The organism is Pandoraea sp. 64-18 (assembly GCF_001899225.1).
GTDB lineage: Bacteria > Pseudomonadota > Gammaproteobacteria > Burkholderiales > Burkholderiaceae > Pandoraea > Pandoraea cepalis.
Genome location: NZ_MKVU01000012.1, coordinates 453,381 through 469,213, shown reverse-complemented (window position 1 = coordinate 469,213; position 15,833 = coordinate 453,381). Strand labels below are relative to the sequence as shown.

The following is a 15,833-nucleotide window of genomic DNA, read 5'->3' as shown; positions in this document are numbered from 1 at the left end:
CGAAGGACGGCCCGGGGGCCGTTCGCTGCGCCGGACCCGTGTTTCGAATCCGCATCGAACTGGCGTCGTCGGCGTGTCATCCGCCCCCGCGCCGCGGTTTGACATTTTCAAGCGATGAGGCAAAATGCGGCGAAAGTCGACGCGGTTTCCGACACAACGACTTTCGACGCCAGGAGCCGTCACGGATGGACACCCACTCTCCTAGCAGTCTGAAGCCTCCCGCCACGGCCGCGCCTGTCGCGGCGTCGCGTCCTGCCATCGCCGCCCTGCGTGCCTGGGCGATGCAGCGCTGGCGCAACCGCCCGTCCCGCTTCATGTTCGAAATCCTGATCGTCCTCGCGATCAAGGTAGCACTCCTTTTCATCCTGAAGCACGCGTTCTTCGACGCTCCGATGGCCAAGCACATGCAATTGCCGCCGGATGTCGTGGCGCGCGCCCTGATCGGGCCGCAAGCCGTCGAAGCGCCATCCCCCACCCCAAGTCAAGGTGTCCGCCATGATCAGTAGCGAAGTCGTTGACCTCTCGCGCCTGCAGTTCGCCATAACGGCGTTGTATCACTTCCTGTTTGTCCCGCTCACCCTGGGCCTGTCGTGGCTGCTTGTCATCATGGAATCGGTCTACGTGATGACCGGCAAGCCGATCTACAAGGACATGACCCAGTTCTGGGGCAAGCTCTTTCTGATCAACTTCGCGATGGGCGTGACCACCGGCCTCACGCTCGAATTCCAGTTTGGCACCAACTGGGCGTACTACTCGCACTATGTGGGCGACATCTTCGGCGTGCCACTTGCGATTGAAGGCCTGATGGCGTTCTTTCTCGAAGCCACGTTCGTCGGCCTGTTCTTCTTCGGCTGGAACAAGCTCTCGCGCATCGGCCACCTGGCCACCACGTTCGCGGTGGCACTGGGCTCGAACCTCTCGGCGTTGTGGATTCTCGTGGCCAACGGCTGGATGAACAATCCGGTCGGCGCGCACTTCAACTACGAGACCATGCGCATGGAGTTGACCAGTATCTGGGACGTGATCTTCAACCCCGTGGCCCAGGTGAAGTTCGTGCACACGCTCTCGGCCGGCTACGTCACCGCCGCCATGTTCGTGCTCGGCATCTCGGCCTGGTACCTGCTCAAGCGCCGTGACGTGCCGTTCGCGCTGCGCTCCTTCGCCGTCGCGGCCGGCTTTGGTCTGGCCTCGACGCTGTCGGTCATCGTGCTCGGCGACGAATCGGGCTACACCACGGGCGAAGTGCAGAAGGTCAAGCTCGCCGCCATCGAAGCGGAATGGGAGACGGCCAAGCCGCCTGCATCGTTCACGCTGTTCGGCTTCCCGAACCAGAAGGAAGCGCGCACGGACTATGCGGTGAAGATTCCCTGGGCGATGGGCCTGATCGCCACGCGCTCGATCGACACGCCGGTGATCGGCCTCACGCAATTGCGCGACGAACACGAGGAGAACATCCGGCGCGGCATGCTCGCCTTCGCGGCCCTCGAGAAGCTGCGCGGCGGCGACACGTCGCCGGCCATGCACGCCGAGTTCGACAAATACAAGGACGATCTCGGCTACGGTCTGCTGCTCAAGAAGTACACGCCGAACGTCGTCGACGCCACGCCTGAGCAGATCCGCCTGGCCGCCAACGATACGATTCCGGCCGTCGCGCCCGTGTTCTGGTCGTTCCGCGTCATGGTCGCGCTGGGCTTCCTGTTCCTGTTCACGTTCCTCTGGGCGTTCTGGCTGTGCGCACGTCGTCGTCTGCTCAAGCCTCGCTCGGCGTGGTTCCTGCGCTGGACGGTGTGGGCGATTCCGCTGCCGTGGATCGCCATCGAATTCGGGTGGATCGTCGCCGAGATGGGGCGTCAGCCGTGGACCATCGCCGGCGTGCTGCCGACCCACCTTTCGGTCTCGTCGCTCTCGGCAACCGACCTGTACCTGAGCCTCGCGGGCTTCATCATCTTCTACACCGCGTTGCTCATCGTCGAAATGTTCCTGATGGTGAAGTACGTCAAGCTCGGCCCGTCGTCGCTGCACACCGGCCGCTATCACTTCGAGACCGAAGGGACCGACGGCGCGGCCATGGTTGGCAAGCGTCCGACGGCTTCGGTCTGATCGTCAGGGAGACACCACATCATGATGATCGATTACACCGTACTCAAGCTGGTCTGGTGGGTGCTCATCGGCGTACTGCTGATCGGCTTCGCCTTCTTCGACGGGTTCGACATGGGCACGGCCACGCTGCTGCCCTTCCTGGGCAAGACCGACGCGGAGCGCCGCGTCATCATCAATACGGTCGCGCCCACCTGGGAAGGCAACCAGGTCTGGTTCGTGACGGCGGGCGGCGCCATGTTCGCCGCCTGGCCGCTCGTCTACGCGGCGGCGTTCTCGGGCTTGTACTGGGCGCTGCTGCTCGTGCTCTTCGCGTTGTTCCTGCGCCCGGTCGGCTTCGACTACCGCAACAAGCTGCCGAGTGCACGCTGGCGCAATTCGTGGGACTGGGCGCTGTTCGCCGGCAGCGTGGTGCCGTCGCTGGTGTTCGGCGTGGCCTTCGGTAACTTGCTGCTCGGCCTGCCGTTCTCGTTCGACGACACCATGCGCTCCACGTACACCGGCTCGTTCTGGGCGCTGCTCAATCCGTTCGCGCTGCTGTGCGGCCTCGTGAGCCTGCTGATGCTGCTCACGCACGGCGCGGCCCATCTGCGCATGAAGGCCGATCCGATCGTGGCCGAACGCGCCGGACGCATCATGCGCCTCACCGCGCTGGGCACGCTGCTGCTGTTCCTCGCGGCGGGCGTGCTCGTCGCCACGCATGTCGACGGTTTCGCCATCACGAAGATGGCCGCGACCGACTCGCCGGCCAACCCGCTCCTGAAGCAGGTCACGACGGGGCCCGGCCTTTGGCTCTCGAACTATCAGACGTACCCGTGGATGATGGCGGCACCGATCGTTGCCTGTTTGTGCGCCCTGCTCGCGGCCCTGCTGGCGACCAGCCGGGCCTACGCGTGGACGTTCGTCGTCACTGGCCTGATGATGGCTGGCATCATCCTCACCGCGGGCTTCTCGATGTTCCCGTTCGTGATGCCCTCGGCTACTGTGCCCGGCAACAGCCTGACGGTCTGGGACGCCACCTCGAGTCAGCTCACGCTGCAAATCATGCTCATCGCCGTCGTCGTCTTCCTGCCCATCGTCCTGCTCTACACCGGCTGGGTGTATCGCGTGATTCGTGGACGCGTGACGATCGAGACGGTCAACGACAACCCGCACACGATGTATTGATCAAGGAGTCGCGACATGTGGTACTTCTCTTGGATTCTCGGCCTCGGCCTCGCGCTCGCGTTCGGCATCATCAATGTGATGTGGTTCGAAGCGCATGACGACCTCGAACGCCGCAGTCAGGAAGGCAATGGCCCCTGAGCGCTCCCGCTCGGGGCCGGGTCGGCAGAAGTGAAAATCGCGCCCCGAGGGGCGCGATTTTTTTGTACGCCACGCGCGATGCCGACTCAGCTCAGCAACGTGTGCAGATCCTTGGCCATCGCATCGACCGATTCGTCGGGACGCATGAACAGGCGCAACTGACCGCTCGGGTCGAAGACATAGATGCCCGCGGTATGGTCGATGGTGTAGTTGGTCGGCGTGGAGCCTTCCACCTTGTTCACCACGACGCGGAACGACTGGGTAACGGCCTTGAGCGCCGCATCGTCGGCCGGACGCAGCCCCACGAACGTCGGGTTGAACGCAGGCGCATACTGCCCCATCAGTTCCGGCGTATCGCGCTGCGGATCGACGGTCACGAACACGACCTGCACGCGTTGCGCGTCCGGACCGAGCTTCTGCATGACCTGATTGAGCTGCGCCATCGTGGTCGGGCAAACGTCTGGGCAATGCGTGTAGCCGAAGAACAGCACCACCGCCTTGCCCTTATAGTCGGCGAGCGTGCGCGTCTTGCCCTGCGGATCCTGCAGCGAGAAGTTTTGTGCAAACGCCTTGTTGCCGGTGATATCGAGACTCTGGAACGTCGGGCCGTCGTTGCCGCAGGCGGCGAGCAGCACGGTGAGTCCCATCAGCAACAGCGCGCGACGCAACCAGATGACAGCCAGATTCATGAACGAATACCCCAAAAACGGATGAAAAAATGCGTCGCGCAAAGACAACAGGCGCGCCGGCCAGGAATACCGTAACGCGCCTGTCATCGTGACTCAAACGACTGTGGACCACGAACCCGTGACTGCAACGCCAACGGCAAGGGCTTAGCCGAGCAGGAAGATCTGAACGTAATGATCCACCAGCAGTGCGGCAAACAGCAGCGACAGGTAGATGATCGAGTAGCGGAACATCGATCGCGAGAGCGCATCGGAATAGTGGCGCCACAGCTTGATCGCGTAGCCGAGGAAGATGCCCGAGAGCACGACCGCCGAAATCAGGTACACGTAACCGCTCATGCGATGCGCGAACGGTAGCAGGGACACCGCGAAGAGCACCACACTGTAGAGCAGGATTTGCAGACGCGTGTATTTCTCGCCGTGCGTGATCGGCAGCATGGGCAGCCCCGAATTCACGTAATCCTGACGGCGATAGAGCGCGAGCGCCCAGAAATGTGGCGGCGTCCAGACGAAGATGATGAGCACCAGTATCCAGGCATCCGCCGGCACGGCGCCGGTGGCCGCGGCCCAGCCGAGCGCCGGCGGCATGGCCCCCGACGCGCCGCCGATCACGATGTTCTGCGGCGTGGACGGCTTGAGGATGATGGTATAGATCAGCGCATAGCCGACGAATGTGGCCAATGTGAGCCACATCGTCAACGCATTGGTAAACGTATAGAGCACCGCCATGCCGGCTGCGCCGAGGATCGTCGAGAAGACGATGATCTGCCACGGCGCGATCTCGCCACGAGCGGACGGCCGCCACGCCGTGCGGCGCATCAGCGCGTCGACGCGTTGCTCGATCAGGCAATTCACGGCGAAGGCGGATCCAGCCAGCAGCCAGATACCGAGGGTGCCGCCGATCAGCACCTGGAGCGGCACCATGCCCCGCGTGGACAGGAACATGCCGATCACGGCGCAGAACACGGCGAGCTGCGTCACACGGGGCTTGGTCAATGCCCAGTATTGTGCGATACGGCTCGCTGGCGGATGGGGAAGGGTCGTGCTTTTCATACACTCAGAGGCAATGCGCTACGCCGAGCCAGTCGGGGCGCCGGCGAGTGGAGCGGCAGCCGGCTGCGCTGCTGGGAGGGGCTTCTGGCAGGCCGGAAGGTCATCAGCCTGATCGCTCAGGCGGGCCGCCATTAACGCCGTTTTGGCGGCGCGGATGCGGAAGTTTAACATAACGAGCAATAGCAGCAGGATCGCCGCCCCGCCGTTGTGGGCGATGGCGTTGAGCAGCGGCCATTGGAAAACGATGTTCGACAATCCGGTCGCGAATTGCACGAACACCAGGATCAATACCAGGATCGATGGCTTTCTGAGCGCGGCAAAACGTCGCAACCGGCTCGCCAGCCAGGCCAGATACGCCACCACCACCACCGCGAACGTGCGGTGCACCCAATGGATCGCGACCAGCGCGTCCATGGGAATCACCTCGCCACCGGCCGTTTTCCCCAGCGCGCGCCAGAGCCTGAAGCCGTTATGGAAGTCCATCGGCGGCACCCATTGGCCCTGACACGTCGGGAAATCGGTACAGGCAAGCACTGCGTAGTTGGTGCTCACCCATCCACCGAGCGCGATCTGGAACACCAGCAACACCAGTCCGAAGAGGGCGGCCCAGCGCCAGCGCAGCGCGCCGGGGTCGGCCGCCACGCTGGCGAGCGGCATCTGGCGCGATGCCAACCAAACGAGCGACGCCAATAAAGTGAGCGCCAACATCAAATGTGTCGAGACGATCACTGGCTGAAGCTTCATCGTGACGGTCCAGGCGCCGAACGCACCCTGCACGCAAACGAGCACAAACAGCCAGGTGGCGAGCCAGGGTGACTGCTTCAGTTCGCGTCGCTTCACCCAGGCCGTCACCATCAGCGCAATGATGAGCACGCCCACGGCCATGGCAAAGTAGCGGTGAACCATCTCGATCCACGCCTTGACGAACGTCACCGGACCGCTCGGCAGCAGCAACTGCGCGGCATGAATGTCCGCATGGGCGGCGAACGGCGACGACGTGCCGTAGCAGCCCGGCCAGTCAGGACACCCGAGCCCCGAATCCGTGAGCCGCGTGAAGCCGCCGAACATGATCAGGTCGAGCGTGAGAAAGGTCGTTACCCAGGCCAGTTTGCGGTATTTGTTCGCGTCGCGGCGCAGCAGCACCCAGCCCAGCGGCAGCACCGCGATACACAGGCCGATAAAGCCCAGTTCCAGAAGGTAAAGCATCGGTTTTACGTCAGGTCTTCGTCATGTCCGGTGCGCCATTGCACACGGTCTCGTTGCAGTTGTCGGGTCTCGCCCCTCAACCCGTTCCCGACCACTTGAGCAGGCGCGACAGATCGCGCTTGATCTTGCTCGGGTCGGCGTGCTTCGGGAACGCCATCATCAGGTTGCCCAGCGGATCGACCAGATAGATGTGGTCGCTCACCTGGGTGCCGTCCTGCGTTGGCAGCCAGGCGGCCAGTGCGGCAGGATCGACGCGCAGACGGCGCGTGTCCGGATACGCGCTGTCGATTTTCTGCGGCACGGAGGCGGCATCCGTCACCAGCCAGAGCGTTTCCACGCGCGTGCGCTCATTGCCCTGCAACACGCGAATCTGCCGCATGTAGAAGAGCTTGCTCACGCAATTCTCGTCGCAAGCGGCCGTGTCCGCGCTGATCATCAGCCACTTGCCTTTGAGCGACGACAGCAGCAGCGTCTGCCCCGTCTCGTCGTCGCGCGCCACCAGCGCGGGCAGCGGGCGCTGCGGCTCGATCAGCTTGCCGTAGGCCGACGTGCCGCCCTGCGGCTTGAAGACGTAATACATCAGGTACGCCGCCAACGCCGGCGCCGCACACACGACGAACAGCAGCACCAACATACGCCGCGCTCGGCGTCGCTGCGCCGGGTCGATGGCGGGGCCGTCGGCGTGCCCGGGATTCACCTCTGTACTCATGTTCGCCTCATGCCCGCTTGAAGTGGTTGTCGGGGGACGCCGCCAGCCGGCGTCCTCGCCGATACGCCAGACGCAAGCCCAGCAGCGCGAGCACCAGCGACATGCCGGCCCACTGCGCCATATACCCGTAGTTGCGATCCGCCCCGCTGGCCGGCGCAGGCCAGTCGCGCAACAGATGATCGCCCGTGTCGTTCGTTTGCATGATGACGAACGGCTGTAGCGGCAGCGCCGATTCGCGCGCGTAATCCGCCACGTCGAGGTTCTGGCGAATCGTCATCCCCGGCGCAGAACCGCCTTTGCCCAACTCGAACGCCCGCGACGGGTCCGGCTGCGCCAGGCCCTCGATGGTGACGTCACCGGCTGGGGTCGCGTACGGCATGATCGACGTGCGATCGCGCAAATCGCGGGGCAACCATCCCCGATTGACGAGCACCACGTGATCCGGTGCGATCTGCAGCGCCATCACCACATAGAAACCGGGCAGTTCGTTGCGGGGACGATTGTCCAGATACACCACGCGGTTCTGCAGGAAGCGTCCCGTGACGCGCACGCGCCGGTTCGCCACGTCACCGAGCGTGTAAGCCTGTGCACCCAGCACGAGTACCGGCGCGTGTTCGGCCTGCTCGATCTGCGCCTGACGCGCCAGACGCATCTGGGCACGATCGTATTGCCACACACCAAGCGCCGCCGTCAGCATCACGGCCAACAGCACCAGCACCGCCGGCACCGGGCGCATACCGCGCAAAAGGGTTTTCAACACATCCATTCCTTGTCTGACATCGCGACGCAGGCGGGCGATCAACACACCGCATTGCAGCGTGCCAGCGCGTGTTCGTTGCCCGATAATGTCGCATCATTGTGATCGGACACATCATGCGCATTATCGTTGCCATCGCCTTCGTCCTGATTCTCGGCAGTCTGGCGTCCGCATTGTTTTTCATGATGCGGGACAAGGGCGGATCGAATCGCACCGTGCATTCGCTCATGGTGCGCGTCGGCCTGTCGGTGACGCTGTTCCTGCTCATCCTGTTCGCCAACTGGATGGGGTGGATTCACAGCACGGGCATACGATACTGAGTCCCGCGCCGCTCCTCTGCGGCAAAACGCCGCACCCCATGCCCACCCTACGGGTTCGATCCACGTCATGCGACGGGTCATCGCGCGGCGTCATGGCTTGCCGGCCGGCGGCGGTCGTGCGACATAAAGCCGCATTGCGTCCGCATCCGCCTCTCGCCTCGCCCATCCCCGCCATCCCGTCCGTCCGGCCGGCCATCGAGCCGTGAAAGCGCGTGCCGGGCGCGGCCTCGCCTCGCTGCCCTCGCCTCAGCCCCCGCCATCACTGCAAAAGGAAACGCCGCCGGAATCCGGCGGCGTTCCCCCGATGCACAGACGGCTGTCGGCGTCAGAGCCAGTAGACCACCACGTACAGTCCCAGCCACACCACGTCGACGAAGTGCCAGTACCACGCGGCGCCCTCGAAGCCGAAGTGATGCTCCGGTGTGAAGTGCCCCTTCATCATGCGCACCATCATGACGGTCAGCATGATCGCGCCCAACATCACGTGAAAGCCGTGGAAGCCGGTGAGCAGGAAGAACGTCGAGCCATACACGCCCGAGGTCAGCTTCAGGTTCAGCTCGGTGTAGGCATGGTGATACTCGTACGCCTGGAAGCCCAGGAACGTGAAGCCCAACGCGACGGTGGCGAACAGCCAGAAAATCGCGCGGGCGCGATGGTTGGCGCGCAGCGCGTGGTGCGAGATCGTCAGCGTGACGCCCGAGGTCAAGAGCAGTGCCGTATTGAGCGTGGGGATCGGCCACGGGCCCATCGTCTCGAAAGCGTCCACCACGCCGGCCGGGCCGGCGTTCGGCCACACGGCGCTGAAGTCGGGCCAGAGCAGCTTGTTGTCGAGATCGCCGAGCCACGGCATCGCCAGGGTGCGGGCGTAGAACAGTGCGCCGAAAAACGCCGCGAAGAACATCACCTCGGAGAAGATGAACCAGCTCATGCCCCAGCGGTAGGACGCGTCGATGCGCTTGCCGTACAGGCCACCCTCGGACTCGGCAATCGAGTCGCCGAACCAGCTACGCAGCACCCACAGTACCCACAGCAGGCCGGCCAGCGCCGTCCACGGGGCCCACGGTTGTCCATTGACCCACGCGGCCGCCGAGCCGAGCACCACCAGCAGGCCGACACTGCAGCTCACGGGATGGCGCGACGGGGCCGGCACGTAGTAGTAAGGCGCCGTTTGGTGTTGACCACTCATTCTTATCTCTCCAGGCTTGGTTCTCTTTGTCGATGCCACTCACGTCGCGAGCCGAATGGCGAGCTTCGCCAGCAATACCAGCGCCACGACGAACAGGATGCCTCCGATCAGCCCCGCGACGATCAGATGCACAGGGTTGAGCTGCGCCATGTCGCGGTCATGATCACGCCCCTTGCGCACGCCGAAAAACGACCAGAACACGGCTTTGATGGTCTGGACGAATGACAGCTTGCGCTGGGTCGCCTCCTTCAAGTCATCCATTGCTGCCCTTGCCTCCCCCCGTCGGTCCTGCGTTCAACTCGCCAGCCCGGGCACCGGTTGAGGTATCCGCGCGCGGACTGACGTCGTTCTTGCCGAGATCGAAAAAAGTATAGGACAGCGTAATCGTATTCACATCCTTGGGCAGCTTCGTGTCCACCACGAAGACCACCGGGTATTCCTTGGCCTCTCCGGCCTTGAGTGTCTGCTGCGTAAAGCAGAAGCACTCGATCTTCTTGAAGTAGCTCGCGGCCAGCGCCGGCGCATAGCTGGGAATCGCCTGTGCACGCACCTCATGCGACTGCTGATTCGCCACTTCGTACTCGATGGTCGCGATCTGCCCCGGATGCACCGTCAGACTGCTCTTCGCCGGCTTGAAGCGCAACGGGCCCTGGGCATTGGCGTCGAACTCGACGGTGATCGTGCGGCTTTCGTCGACCTGCGAATTGCGAGCGGTGATCTCGGTCGCGCGATCGCCCAACTGGTTGATACCCACCAGATTGCAGAACGCCCGGTAGAACGGCACCATGGCGTAACCGAAGCCAAACATCACCACGACCATCAGCAGAAGCTTGCTGAAGGTGCGCACATTGATTCGTCGCAAACCGCTCATATTCGCCTTGCCGGTTCCCCGCTTGACGGCCGTCAGTCCTCCGATGCCGTCGGTTGCCGTGTGCTGCCGTGAACCGGCTTCTCGTACCGAGCGTCCCGTCGGTGCGACGGGACGTCCGGATCAGATGCCGCCCACCAGCTTGACCTTGATCATCACCCCGAAGAAGAACACCAGCACGACGGAGCCCAGGATCAGCCCCGTGCGCAGGTTCTTCGCGCGTTGCTCGCGAGTCGCAGCCATGATCAATGCACCTTCGGCGGCGTCTCGAACGTATGGAACGGCGCCGGGCTCGGCACCGTCCACTCGAGGCCCTCCGCACCATCCCACGGCTTCGCTTCGGCCGCCGGGCCGCTGCGCCACGTCGGCAGCGCCACGAAGAACAGGAAGTACACCTGCATCAGGCCGAAGGCGAACGCGCCGATCGTCGCCACCTGGTTGAAATCCGTGAACTGCGCCGGGTAGTCCGCATAGCGACGCGGCATGCCGGCCAGCCCCAGGAAGTGCATCGGGAAGAACGTCACGTTGAACGAGATGAGCGTTCCCCAGAAGTGGAATTTGCCACGCCACTCGTTGTACATGTGGCCTGTCCACTTCGGCACCCAGTAATAGAACCCTGAGAAGAGCGCAAAGAGCGAACCGGCCACGAGCACGTAGTGGAAGTGCGCCACCACGTAGTAAGTACCGTGCATCTGGATATCGAGCGGCGCCATGGCGAGCATGAGGCCGGTGAAGCCGCCCATCGTGAACACGAAGAGGAAGCCGATGGCGAAGAGCATCGGCGTCTCGAACGTGAGCGAGCCCTTCCACATCGTGGCAACCCAGTTGAACACCTTCACGCCCGTCGGCACCGAGATCAGCATCGTGGCGTACATGAAGAAGAGCTGGCCCGTGACCGGCATGCCCGTCACGAACATGTGGTGCGCCCACACCATGAACGACAGGATCGCGATCGACGCCGTGGCGTAGACCATCGAGCTATAGCCGAACAGCGGCTTGCGCGAGAACGCCGGAATCACCTGCGAGACGATCCCGAACGCCGGCAGAATCATGATGTACACCTCCGGATGTCCGAAGAACCAGAAGATGTGCTGATACATGACCGGATCGCCGCCGCCCGCCGCGTTGAAGAACGACGTGCCGAAGTGACGGTCCGTGAGCAGCATCGTGATCGCGCCGGCGAGCACCGGCATCACGGCGATGAGCAGATAGGCGGTAATCAGCCACGTCCACACGAACATCGGCATCTTCATCAGCGTCATGCCCGGCGCGCGCATGTTGAGGATGGTCACGATGATGTTGATCGCGCCCATGATCGACGACGCGCCGAGAATGTGCGCGCCGAAGATCGCCAGATCCTGGCCCGGCCCCATCTGCACCGACAGCGGCGCGTACATCGTCCAGCCGGCTGCCGTGGCGCCGCCCGGCACGAGGAACGACGAGAGCAGCAGCAGGCCGCCGACCGGCAGCAGCCAGAAGCTGAAGTTGTTCATGCGCGCGAAGGCCATGTCCGACGCGCCGATCTGCAGCGGGATCATCCAGTTCGCAAACCCCACGAACGCCGGCATGATCGCGCCGAAAATCATCACCAGCCCGTGCATGGTGGTGAGCTGGTTGAAGAACTCCGGACGAATAAACTGCAGGCCCGGTTCGAACAACTCCGTACGGATCATCAACGCCATCACGCCGCCCGAGAGCAGCATGACAAACGAGAAGATCATGTACATCGTGCCGATGTCCTTGTGATTCGTCGCGAACAGCCAGCGACGCCACCCATGCGGATGGTCGTGCGCGTGATCGTCGTGACCCGCCACGTGATCGTGAGCGATGGAACTCATACCCAATCTCCTTCCTCGAACTGGTCGAACGGCACTTAACTGTTCTTCGCTGCGCCAGCGTCGGCAGCCCCTGCGGCCTTGGCCGACTTGTTGCCACGCGCTTCGCGCACCTGTGCCGGCTGAATCACGTCGCCGGTCTTGTTACCCCACGAATTGCGCTCGAATGTGATCACCGACGCAAGCTCAACATCGTTCAGATGCGACCAGTTAGGCATCGCATTCTTGCCATGCAGCACGATGCTGATGTGATCGGCCACCGGTCCGTTCGCGATCTTCGAGCCGTCGAGCGCCGGGAAGGCGCCGCCGCCCTTGCCGTTCGGCTGGTGACACACCGCGCAATTCGACGCGTAGACCTTCTGGCCGCGCTCCATCAACTCCTGCACGGTGTAGGTCTTGTTCGGATCGTCGGCCGACGCGGCCATCAGCTTCTTCTGCGACTCGACCCACGTGTTGTAGTCCGCTTCCGAGACGACCTTCACCACGACCGGCATGAATGCGTGTTCCTTGCCGCACAGCTCGGTGCAGAAGCCGCGATACTCGCCGACCTTTTCAGCCTTGAACCACGTGTCGCGCACGAAGCCCGGAATCGCGTCCTGCTTGATGCCGAAGGCCGGTACGTAGAACGAATGAATGACGTCGTTGGCCGTGGTGATCAGACGCACCTTCTTGTTGACCGGCACGACCATCGGGTTGTCGACTTCCTGCAGATACGTGTTGCTCTTCGGCGACTCCCCGTCGATCTGGCTGCGCGGCGTGGTGAGCGTGGAGAGGAACTTGATGCCCTCGCCGTCGCCCTTGAGGTAGTCATAACCCCATTTCCACTGATAACCGGTGACCTTGATCGTGAGATCGGCGTTGGTGGTGTCCTTCATGGCGACCACGGTCTTCGTGGCGGGCAGCGCCATCAGAATCACGATGATGAACGGCACGACGGTCCAGATCACTTCGACCGTGGTGCTTTCATGGAAATTCGCGGCTTGATGGCCCTTGGATTTGCGGTGCTTGAAGATCGAGTAGAACATCACGCCGAACACGCCGAGGAAGATCACCAGGCAGATGATCAACATCATGGTGTGCAGGCTGTGAAGCTCTTGCGCGAGTTTCGTGACCGGCGGCTGGAAGTTGAGTTCGTTGACGGCCGGCCCCCCGGGCATGTCCGTGACCGCCGCCAGGGCCGGAACGCAGGCGAGCAGCGAGGCGCCCGCAAGGAAGGCCGCCAAGGCGTGTTTCGTTTTTTTCATAGCTTCCTTACCCAAAATTACCATCCAAACCTCCCTGGCGGTCGCCCGAGATTGTCTCCATCTCTCAGGCCTGTTGGGCAAGACAACGGCGCAGCTCGCGCGCAAACGTTTCGCGGCGATGCGGCGCAAGGTAGGCACCGACAGTGACCGAGCGGCTACCCGAGCGCAAGACAATGCGCAAACGCGGCGGCTTCTCGATGTCGATGCGCACCCAGCGGGGATTGAACTCGTACTGCGTCAACCTCTGTGCTGAACGTTGCTCGACCACAAGGCTCACGGGCGACAACCGAATGACCTCGTAATCTGTGGCATGCCGGGCATGAATGACAAACGCAACGCCCACCACGAGCAAGTCCAGGCCTGTGAACGGCAAGACCAACCACCCACCGCGCCACGCCGCAATCAAGGCAACACCCAGCGACACGGCGGCCAACGACAGGTAGAACAGGACAAACTGGCGCGGCGATATCGCGCAGTTGCGCTTGTGCTTCCATTCCTTCGTCACCGAATCGGCATCGGAAGAAGAGGCTGCGAGCATCGCCGTCACCCGTGGGGCATTTTGGGTCTTTCATGTCCGACGGCCGGGAACTTGCTGCGTCCGGGCCGCGACAAACTGCCGCATTATAGAACGCGCCTTCTCCAAGCGACAACATTGATACCGAGTATTTGGCGCACCATAGCATTCTCCTGAACTCATTGATGCAAAAGGGAAATCCGTTTATTCCCCTAGTCTGAAATCGCGACGGCGAAGCGACTACGGGATACTCCCTATGCGTCATCGGTTTGACACATTGCAGCAACGCGACGACTCGTTGCGGTGTCCTGACTACCCGAAGCGCCCCTCGCCAACGACCGTCACCCCACTAGTCCAGCACCGCGTCACGCCAATCGCGCAACGCGGAGCACTCCGGCCGCCTTCGCTGCGATGCGGGATTCGTCCGATATCCGTCAACCGTCGATACGGCACCATGGGGCGCGTGCGACGTTATGTCGCGCCCTGAGGCGGCGCGCCGCGGCGGCTGCACGGCGGATGCGCGCCGGCCCCTTGGCGACCCTCGATGCGCGCGACGATACAACGCGTGCTAAAACCGAAACCTGTTCCCCACCTCGCCATGCCATGCGTGCCACGCGTTGCGTCACTCCCCGCTCGTTTGCCGACGGTCTGAGCGCCTTGCGCTCCGCCACCGACTTCGATGCCTTGTGCGCCCTGCTGCAAACGTTGTGCGGCTCGCTCAGCCACCGTTATTTCAGCTATCGCGGACATTTCCCTCTACCAGGCGGGAAACGGGCAACGCCTCGACTCGGCAACTTGCCGCAGGCGTGGCAAGCGCACTACGACGCTCAGCGCTACGCGAACGTCGATCCGGTGCTGGCGCGCGCCAGCCGGCAACTCACCCCCGTCGAATGGACGCCAACGCTCTATACATCGCCCGATGCCCGGCGGCTGCTTCGCGAACAGCGCGCCGCGGGCATGCGCTACGGAGTGACGTATCCGGTATTCACGCCGTCGGGCGCGTCGGGCATGTTAAGCCTCTCATCGACCCGCCCGCCTCCCTGCTATGGGCGGGCACTCGGCGCGCCTGCCTGGAAGCCGCATGCCGGCGCGTTGTTGGCGATGCATGTGCATGAAGCCGTGTGGCGCATCGTGCAACGCGACGCCGTGCATCACGGCGCCCCTGTGCTGACACCGCGCGAGCGCGAGTGTCTGCGGTGGGTGGCGCGCGGCAAGACGTCGTGGGAAATCGGGCGCATTCTCACGCTCTCCGAGCATGGTGTGGTGTTTCATCTGCGCAGCGTCATGCGCAAGTTCGACGTCTCGAGCCGCCATCGGGCCGCGAAGCTGGCGAGCGATTACGGCCTGCTGGACGACTTCGCCGGCAGCGTGTCGCCCGTCATTGGCTCCGCGCCGCGAGATCGGCGAGCGTCTTGTATCGCGTCAACGTGAAGGTGTCGCTCGCGGCATTCACGAACGATCCGCCGCCCAATCGCCCCACGGGACGGAGCGTCTGCAAATCCACGTGATGCGTGACAGGGTCGAGCAACGCGTCGTCGACATGGACCGCAACGACGGTGCCGAGCACGACCCATCCGCCGCCCGGCGCGGCGCTGATCTCGATAATGTCGCGGACCTGGCATTCGTACGCGACCGCAGCCTCCTGAACCCGCGGCGGCCGCACGCGCGACGAGGCAACCGGGGTCATGCCGGTGAGCGCGAACTCAGACTCGCCGGGCGGCAACGGCGCCGCCGAGAGATTCACGGCCTCGATACACGACAGGCTCGCCACGTTCACGACGAACTCCGGCACCGACTCGACGTTGAGCAACGTGTCCTTCTTTCGCTTCGGTGCCGGCGGCACCACCGGGCAGAACAGTACCGTCATCGGCACACAGCACACGCCCATGAAGTACGCATAGGGCGCCAGATTCGGCCGGTCTTGCGCATCGACGGTACTGACCCATGCGATCGGCCGCGGCAGAATCGTACTCATCATGAAGTTGTAGCGACTTGCCTCGTCGAGCGTCGCCGGATCCAGTTCCATGTCGTCTCCCAAGGTTGTCATCCCTCG

The 15,833-nt window shown here is 63.3% G+C and carries 18 protein-coding genes and 1 pseudogene; 6 read left to right on the top strand and 13 right to left on the bottom strand.

Translation table 11 applies throughout. From position 1 onward, the window contains the following. Positions 1-185 precede the first annotated feature (185 nt). Genes cydP through cydX form a run of 4 tightly spaced genes read left to right on the top strand, consistent with a single transcriptional unit; the run spans position 186 to position 3,402 of the window. Entirely contained in the window at positions 186-506 is a 321-nt protein-coding gene (gene cydP / locus BGP02_RS10715; RefSeq protein ID WP_017232674.1) for a cytochrome oxidase putative small subunit CydP, read from the top strand. Next, positions 496-2,100 carry a cytochrome ubiquinol oxidase subunit I gene (locus BGP02_RS10710; protein WP_017232675.1) on the top strand — a complete coding sequence of 535 codons (1,605 nt, stop codon included), beginning with the start codon at positions 496-498 and terminating at the stop codon, positions 2,098-2,100. Before cydP ends, BGP02_RS10710 begins: the two co-directional genes overlap by 11 nt. Positions 2,101-2,127: 27 nt before the next feature. After that, the gene (cydB, locus tag BGP02_RS10705; RefSeq protein ID WP_286798499.1) at positions 2,128-3,264 is read left to right on the top strand and encodes a cytochrome d ubiquinol oxidase subunit II; all 1,137 of its coding nucleotides are present in this window, start codon (positions 2,128-2,130) and stop codon (positions 3,262-3,264) included. A gap of 15 nt (positions 3,265-3,279) precedes the next feature. Then, entirely contained in the window at positions 3,280-3,402 is a 123-nt protein-coding gene (gene cydX / locus BGP02_RS10700; protein WP_017232677.1) for a cytochrome bd-I oxidase subunit CydX, read from the top strand. 86 nt (positions 3,403-3,488) lie between these two features. Here the strand turns inward: cydX and BGP02_RS10695 are convergent, their stop codons facing one another. The 5 genes from BGP02_RS10695 to BGP02_RS10675 form a co-directional block, all read right to left on the bottom strand. Continuing rightward, positions 3,489-4,091 carry an SCO family protein gene (locus tag BGP02_RS10695; protein ID WP_026131723.1) on the bottom strand — a complete coding sequence of 201 codons (603 nt, stop codon included), beginning with the start codon at positions 4,089-4,091 and terminating at the stop codon, positions 3,489-3,491. 144 nt (positions 4,092-4,235) lie between these two features. After that, positions 4,236-5,141: a heme o synthase gene (gene cyoE, locus BGP02_RS10690; RefSeq protein WP_017232679.1), complete on the bottom strand. Its 906-nt coding sequence runs from the start codon at positions 5,139-5,141 to the stop codon at positions 4,236-4,238. 18 nt (positions 5,142-5,159) lie between these two features. Beyond that, the gene (locus BGP02_RS10685) at positions 5,160-6,347 is read right to left on the bottom strand and encodes a COX15/CtaA family protein (protein ID WP_017232680.1); all 1,188 of its coding nucleotides are present in this window, start codon (positions 6,345-6,347) and stop codon (positions 5,160-5,162) included. Between the two features lie 76 nt (positions 6,348-6,423). Then, positions 6,424-7,056 (bottom strand): SCO family protein, encoded by a 633-nt coding sequence (locus BGP02_RS10680; RefSeq protein WP_286798466.1) that lies wholly within the window; start codon positions 7,054-7,056, stop codon positions 6,424-6,426. A gap of 7 nt (positions 7,057-7,063) precedes the next feature. Next, positions 7,064-7,792, bottom strand: a complete 729-nt coding sequence (locus BGP02_RS10675) for an SURF1 family protein (RefSeq protein ID WP_017232682.1) — start codon at positions 7,790-7,792, stop codon at positions 7,064-7,066. Between the two features lie 137 nt (positions 7,793-7,929). Here BGP02_RS10675 and BGP02_RS10670 point away from each other — a divergent pair, with 137 nt between their 5' ends. After that, the gene (locus BGP02_RS10670; protein WP_026131724.1) at positions 7,930-8,133 is read left to right on the top strand and encodes a twin transmembrane helix small protein; all 204 of its coding nucleotides are present in this window, start codon (positions 7,930-7,932) and stop codon (positions 8,131-8,133) included. A gap of 325 nt (positions 8,134-8,458) precedes the next feature. Here BGP02_RS10670 and BGP02_RS10665 read toward each other — a convergent pair whose 3' ends face one another. The 7 genes and pseudogenes from BGP02_RS10665 to BGP02_RS10635 all read right to left on the bottom strand — a co-directional run bounded on the left by BGP02_RS10665 (position 8,459) and on the right by BGP02_RS10635 (position 13,804). Then, positions 8,459-9,319 (bottom strand): cytochrome c oxidase subunit 3, encoded by an 861-nt coding sequence (locus tag BGP02_RS10665; protein ID WP_150606402.1) that lies wholly within the window; start codon positions 9,317-9,319, stop codon positions 8,459-8,461. A gap of 39 nt (positions 9,320-9,358) precedes the next feature. Then, positions 9,359-9,580: a DUF2970 domain-containing protein gene (locus BGP02_RS10660; protein WP_017232685.1), complete on the bottom strand. Its 222-nt coding sequence runs from the start codon at positions 9,578-9,580 to the stop codon at positions 9,359-9,361. Next, positions 9,573-10,190, bottom strand: coding sequence for a cytochrome c oxidase assembly protein (locus BGP02_RS10655; protein ID WP_286798462.1), 618 nt, complete (start codon positions 10,188-10,190; stop codon positions 9,573-9,575). Before BGP02_RS10655 ends, BGP02_RS10660 begins: the two co-directional genes overlap by 8 nt. Positions 10,191-10,310: 120 nt before the next feature. Next, a complete protein-coding gene (locus BGP02_RS10650; RefSeq protein WP_017232687.1) occupies positions 10,311-10,430 on the bottom strand; it encodes a cytochrome oxidase small assembly protein in 120 nt (39 codons plus the stop codon). 2 nt (positions 10,431-10,432) lie between these two features. Beyond that, on the bottom strand, positions 10,433-12,025 hold the full coding sequence (ctaD, locus tag BGP02_RS10645) for a cytochrome c oxidase subunit I (protein WP_017232688.1): 1,593 nt from the start codon (positions 12,023-12,025) through the stop codon (positions 10,433-10,435). A gap of 47 nt (positions 12,026-12,072) precedes the next feature. Then, positions 12,073-13,290: pseudogene (gene coxB, locus BGP02_RS10640) on the bottom strand (cytochrome c oxidase subunit II); the annotation flags it as partial. 40 nt (positions 13,291-13,330) lie between these two features. Beyond that, the gene (locus BGP02_RS10635) at positions 13,331-13,804 is read right to left on the bottom strand and encodes a DUF2244 domain-containing protein (protein WP_017232690.1); all 474 of its coding nucleotides are present in this window, start codon (positions 13,802-13,804) and stop codon (positions 13,331-13,333) included. Between the two features lie 579 nt (positions 13,805-14,383). On the opposite strand from BGP02_RS10635, the gene BGP02_RS10630 reads away from it, so the two are divergent. Next, positions 14,384-15,211 (top strand): helix-turn-helix transcriptional regulator, encoded by an 828-nt coding sequence (locus BGP02_RS10630; RefSeq protein WP_286798461.1) that lies wholly within the window; start codon positions 14,384-14,386, stop codon positions 15,209-15,211. Here the strand turns inward: BGP02_RS10630 and BGP02_RS10625 are convergent. After that, positions 15,159-15,806: a flavin reductase family protein gene (locus BGP02_RS10625; protein ID WP_017232692.1), complete on the bottom strand. Its 648-nt coding sequence runs from the start codon at positions 15,804-15,806 to the stop codon at positions 15,159-15,161. The two genes, BGP02_RS10630 and BGP02_RS10625, sit on opposite strands and share 53 nt — an antisense overlap. Positions 15,807-15,833: the final 27 nt, after the last annotated feature.

Bases quoted from the DNA above. Each gene is read 5' to 3' on its own strand.
- BGP02_RS10650 (WP_017232687.1), bottom strand. From the start codon at position 10,430: ATGGCTGCGACTCGCGAGCAACGCGCGAAGAACCTGCGCACGGGGCTG.
- cydX (WP_017232677.1), top strand. From the start codon at position 3,280: ATGTGGTACTTCTCTTGGATTCTCGGCCTCGGCCTCGCGCTCGCGTTC.
- BGP02_RS10635 (WP_017232690.1), bottom strand. From the start codon at position 13,804: ATGCTCGCAGCCTCTTCTTCCGATGCCGATTCGGTGACGAAGGAATGG.
- BGP02_RS10630 (WP_286798461.1), top strand. From the start codon at position 14,384: ATGCGTGCCACGCGTTGCGTCACTCCCCGCTCGTTTGCCGACGGTCTG.
- BGP02_RS10660 (WP_017232685.1), bottom strand. From the start codon at position 9,580: ATGGATGACTTGAAGGAGGCGACCCAGCGCAAGCTGTCATTCGTCCAG.
- BGP02_RS10695 (WP_026131723.1), bottom strand. From the start codon at position 4,091: ATGAATCTGGCTGTCATCTGGTTGCGTCGCGCGCTGTTGCTGATGGGA.
- BGP02_RS10675 (WP_017232682.1), bottom strand. From the start codon at position 7,792: ATGCGCCCGGTGCCGGCGGTGCTGGTGCTGTTGGCCGTGATGCTGACG.
- ctaD (WP_017232688.1), bottom strand. From the start codon at position 12,025: ATGAGTTCCATCGCTCACGATCACGTGGCGGGTCACGACGATCACGCG.
- BGP02_RS10685 (WP_017232680.1), bottom strand. From the start codon at position 6,347: ATGCTTTACCTTCTGGAACTGGGCTTTATCGGCCTGTGTATCGCGGTG.
- cyoE (WP_017232679.1), bottom strand. From the start codon at position 5,141: ATGAAAAGCACGACCCTTCCCCATCCGCCAGCGAGCCGTATCGCACAA.
- BGP02_RS10665 (WP_150606402.1), bottom strand. From the start codon at position 9,319: ATGAGTGGTCAACACCAAACGGCGCCTTACTACTACGTGCCGGCCCCG.
- BGP02_RS10655 (WP_286798462.1), bottom strand. From the start codon at position 10,190: ATGAGCGGTTTGCGACGAATCAATGTGCGCACCTTCAGCAAGCTTCTG.
- BGP02_RS10625 (WP_017232692.1), bottom strand. From the start codon at position 15,806: ATGGAACTGGATCCGGCGACGCTCGACGAGGCAAGTCGCTACAACTTC.
- BGP02_RS10710 (WP_017232675.1), top strand. From the start codon at position 496: ATGATCAGTAGCGAAGTCGTTGACCTCTCGCGCCTGCAGTTCGCCATA.
- BGP02_RS10670 (WP_026131724.1), top strand. From the start codon at position 7,930: ATGCGCATTATCGTTGCCATCGCCTTCGTCCTGATTCTCGGCAGTCTG.
- cydP (WP_017232674.1), top strand. From the start codon at position 186: ATGGACACCCACTCTCCTAGCAGTCTGAAGCCTCCCGCCACGGCCGCG.
- BGP02_RS10680 (WP_286798466.1), bottom strand. From the start codon at position 7,056: ATGAGTACAGAGGTGAATCCCGGGCACGCCGACGGCCCCGCCATCGAC.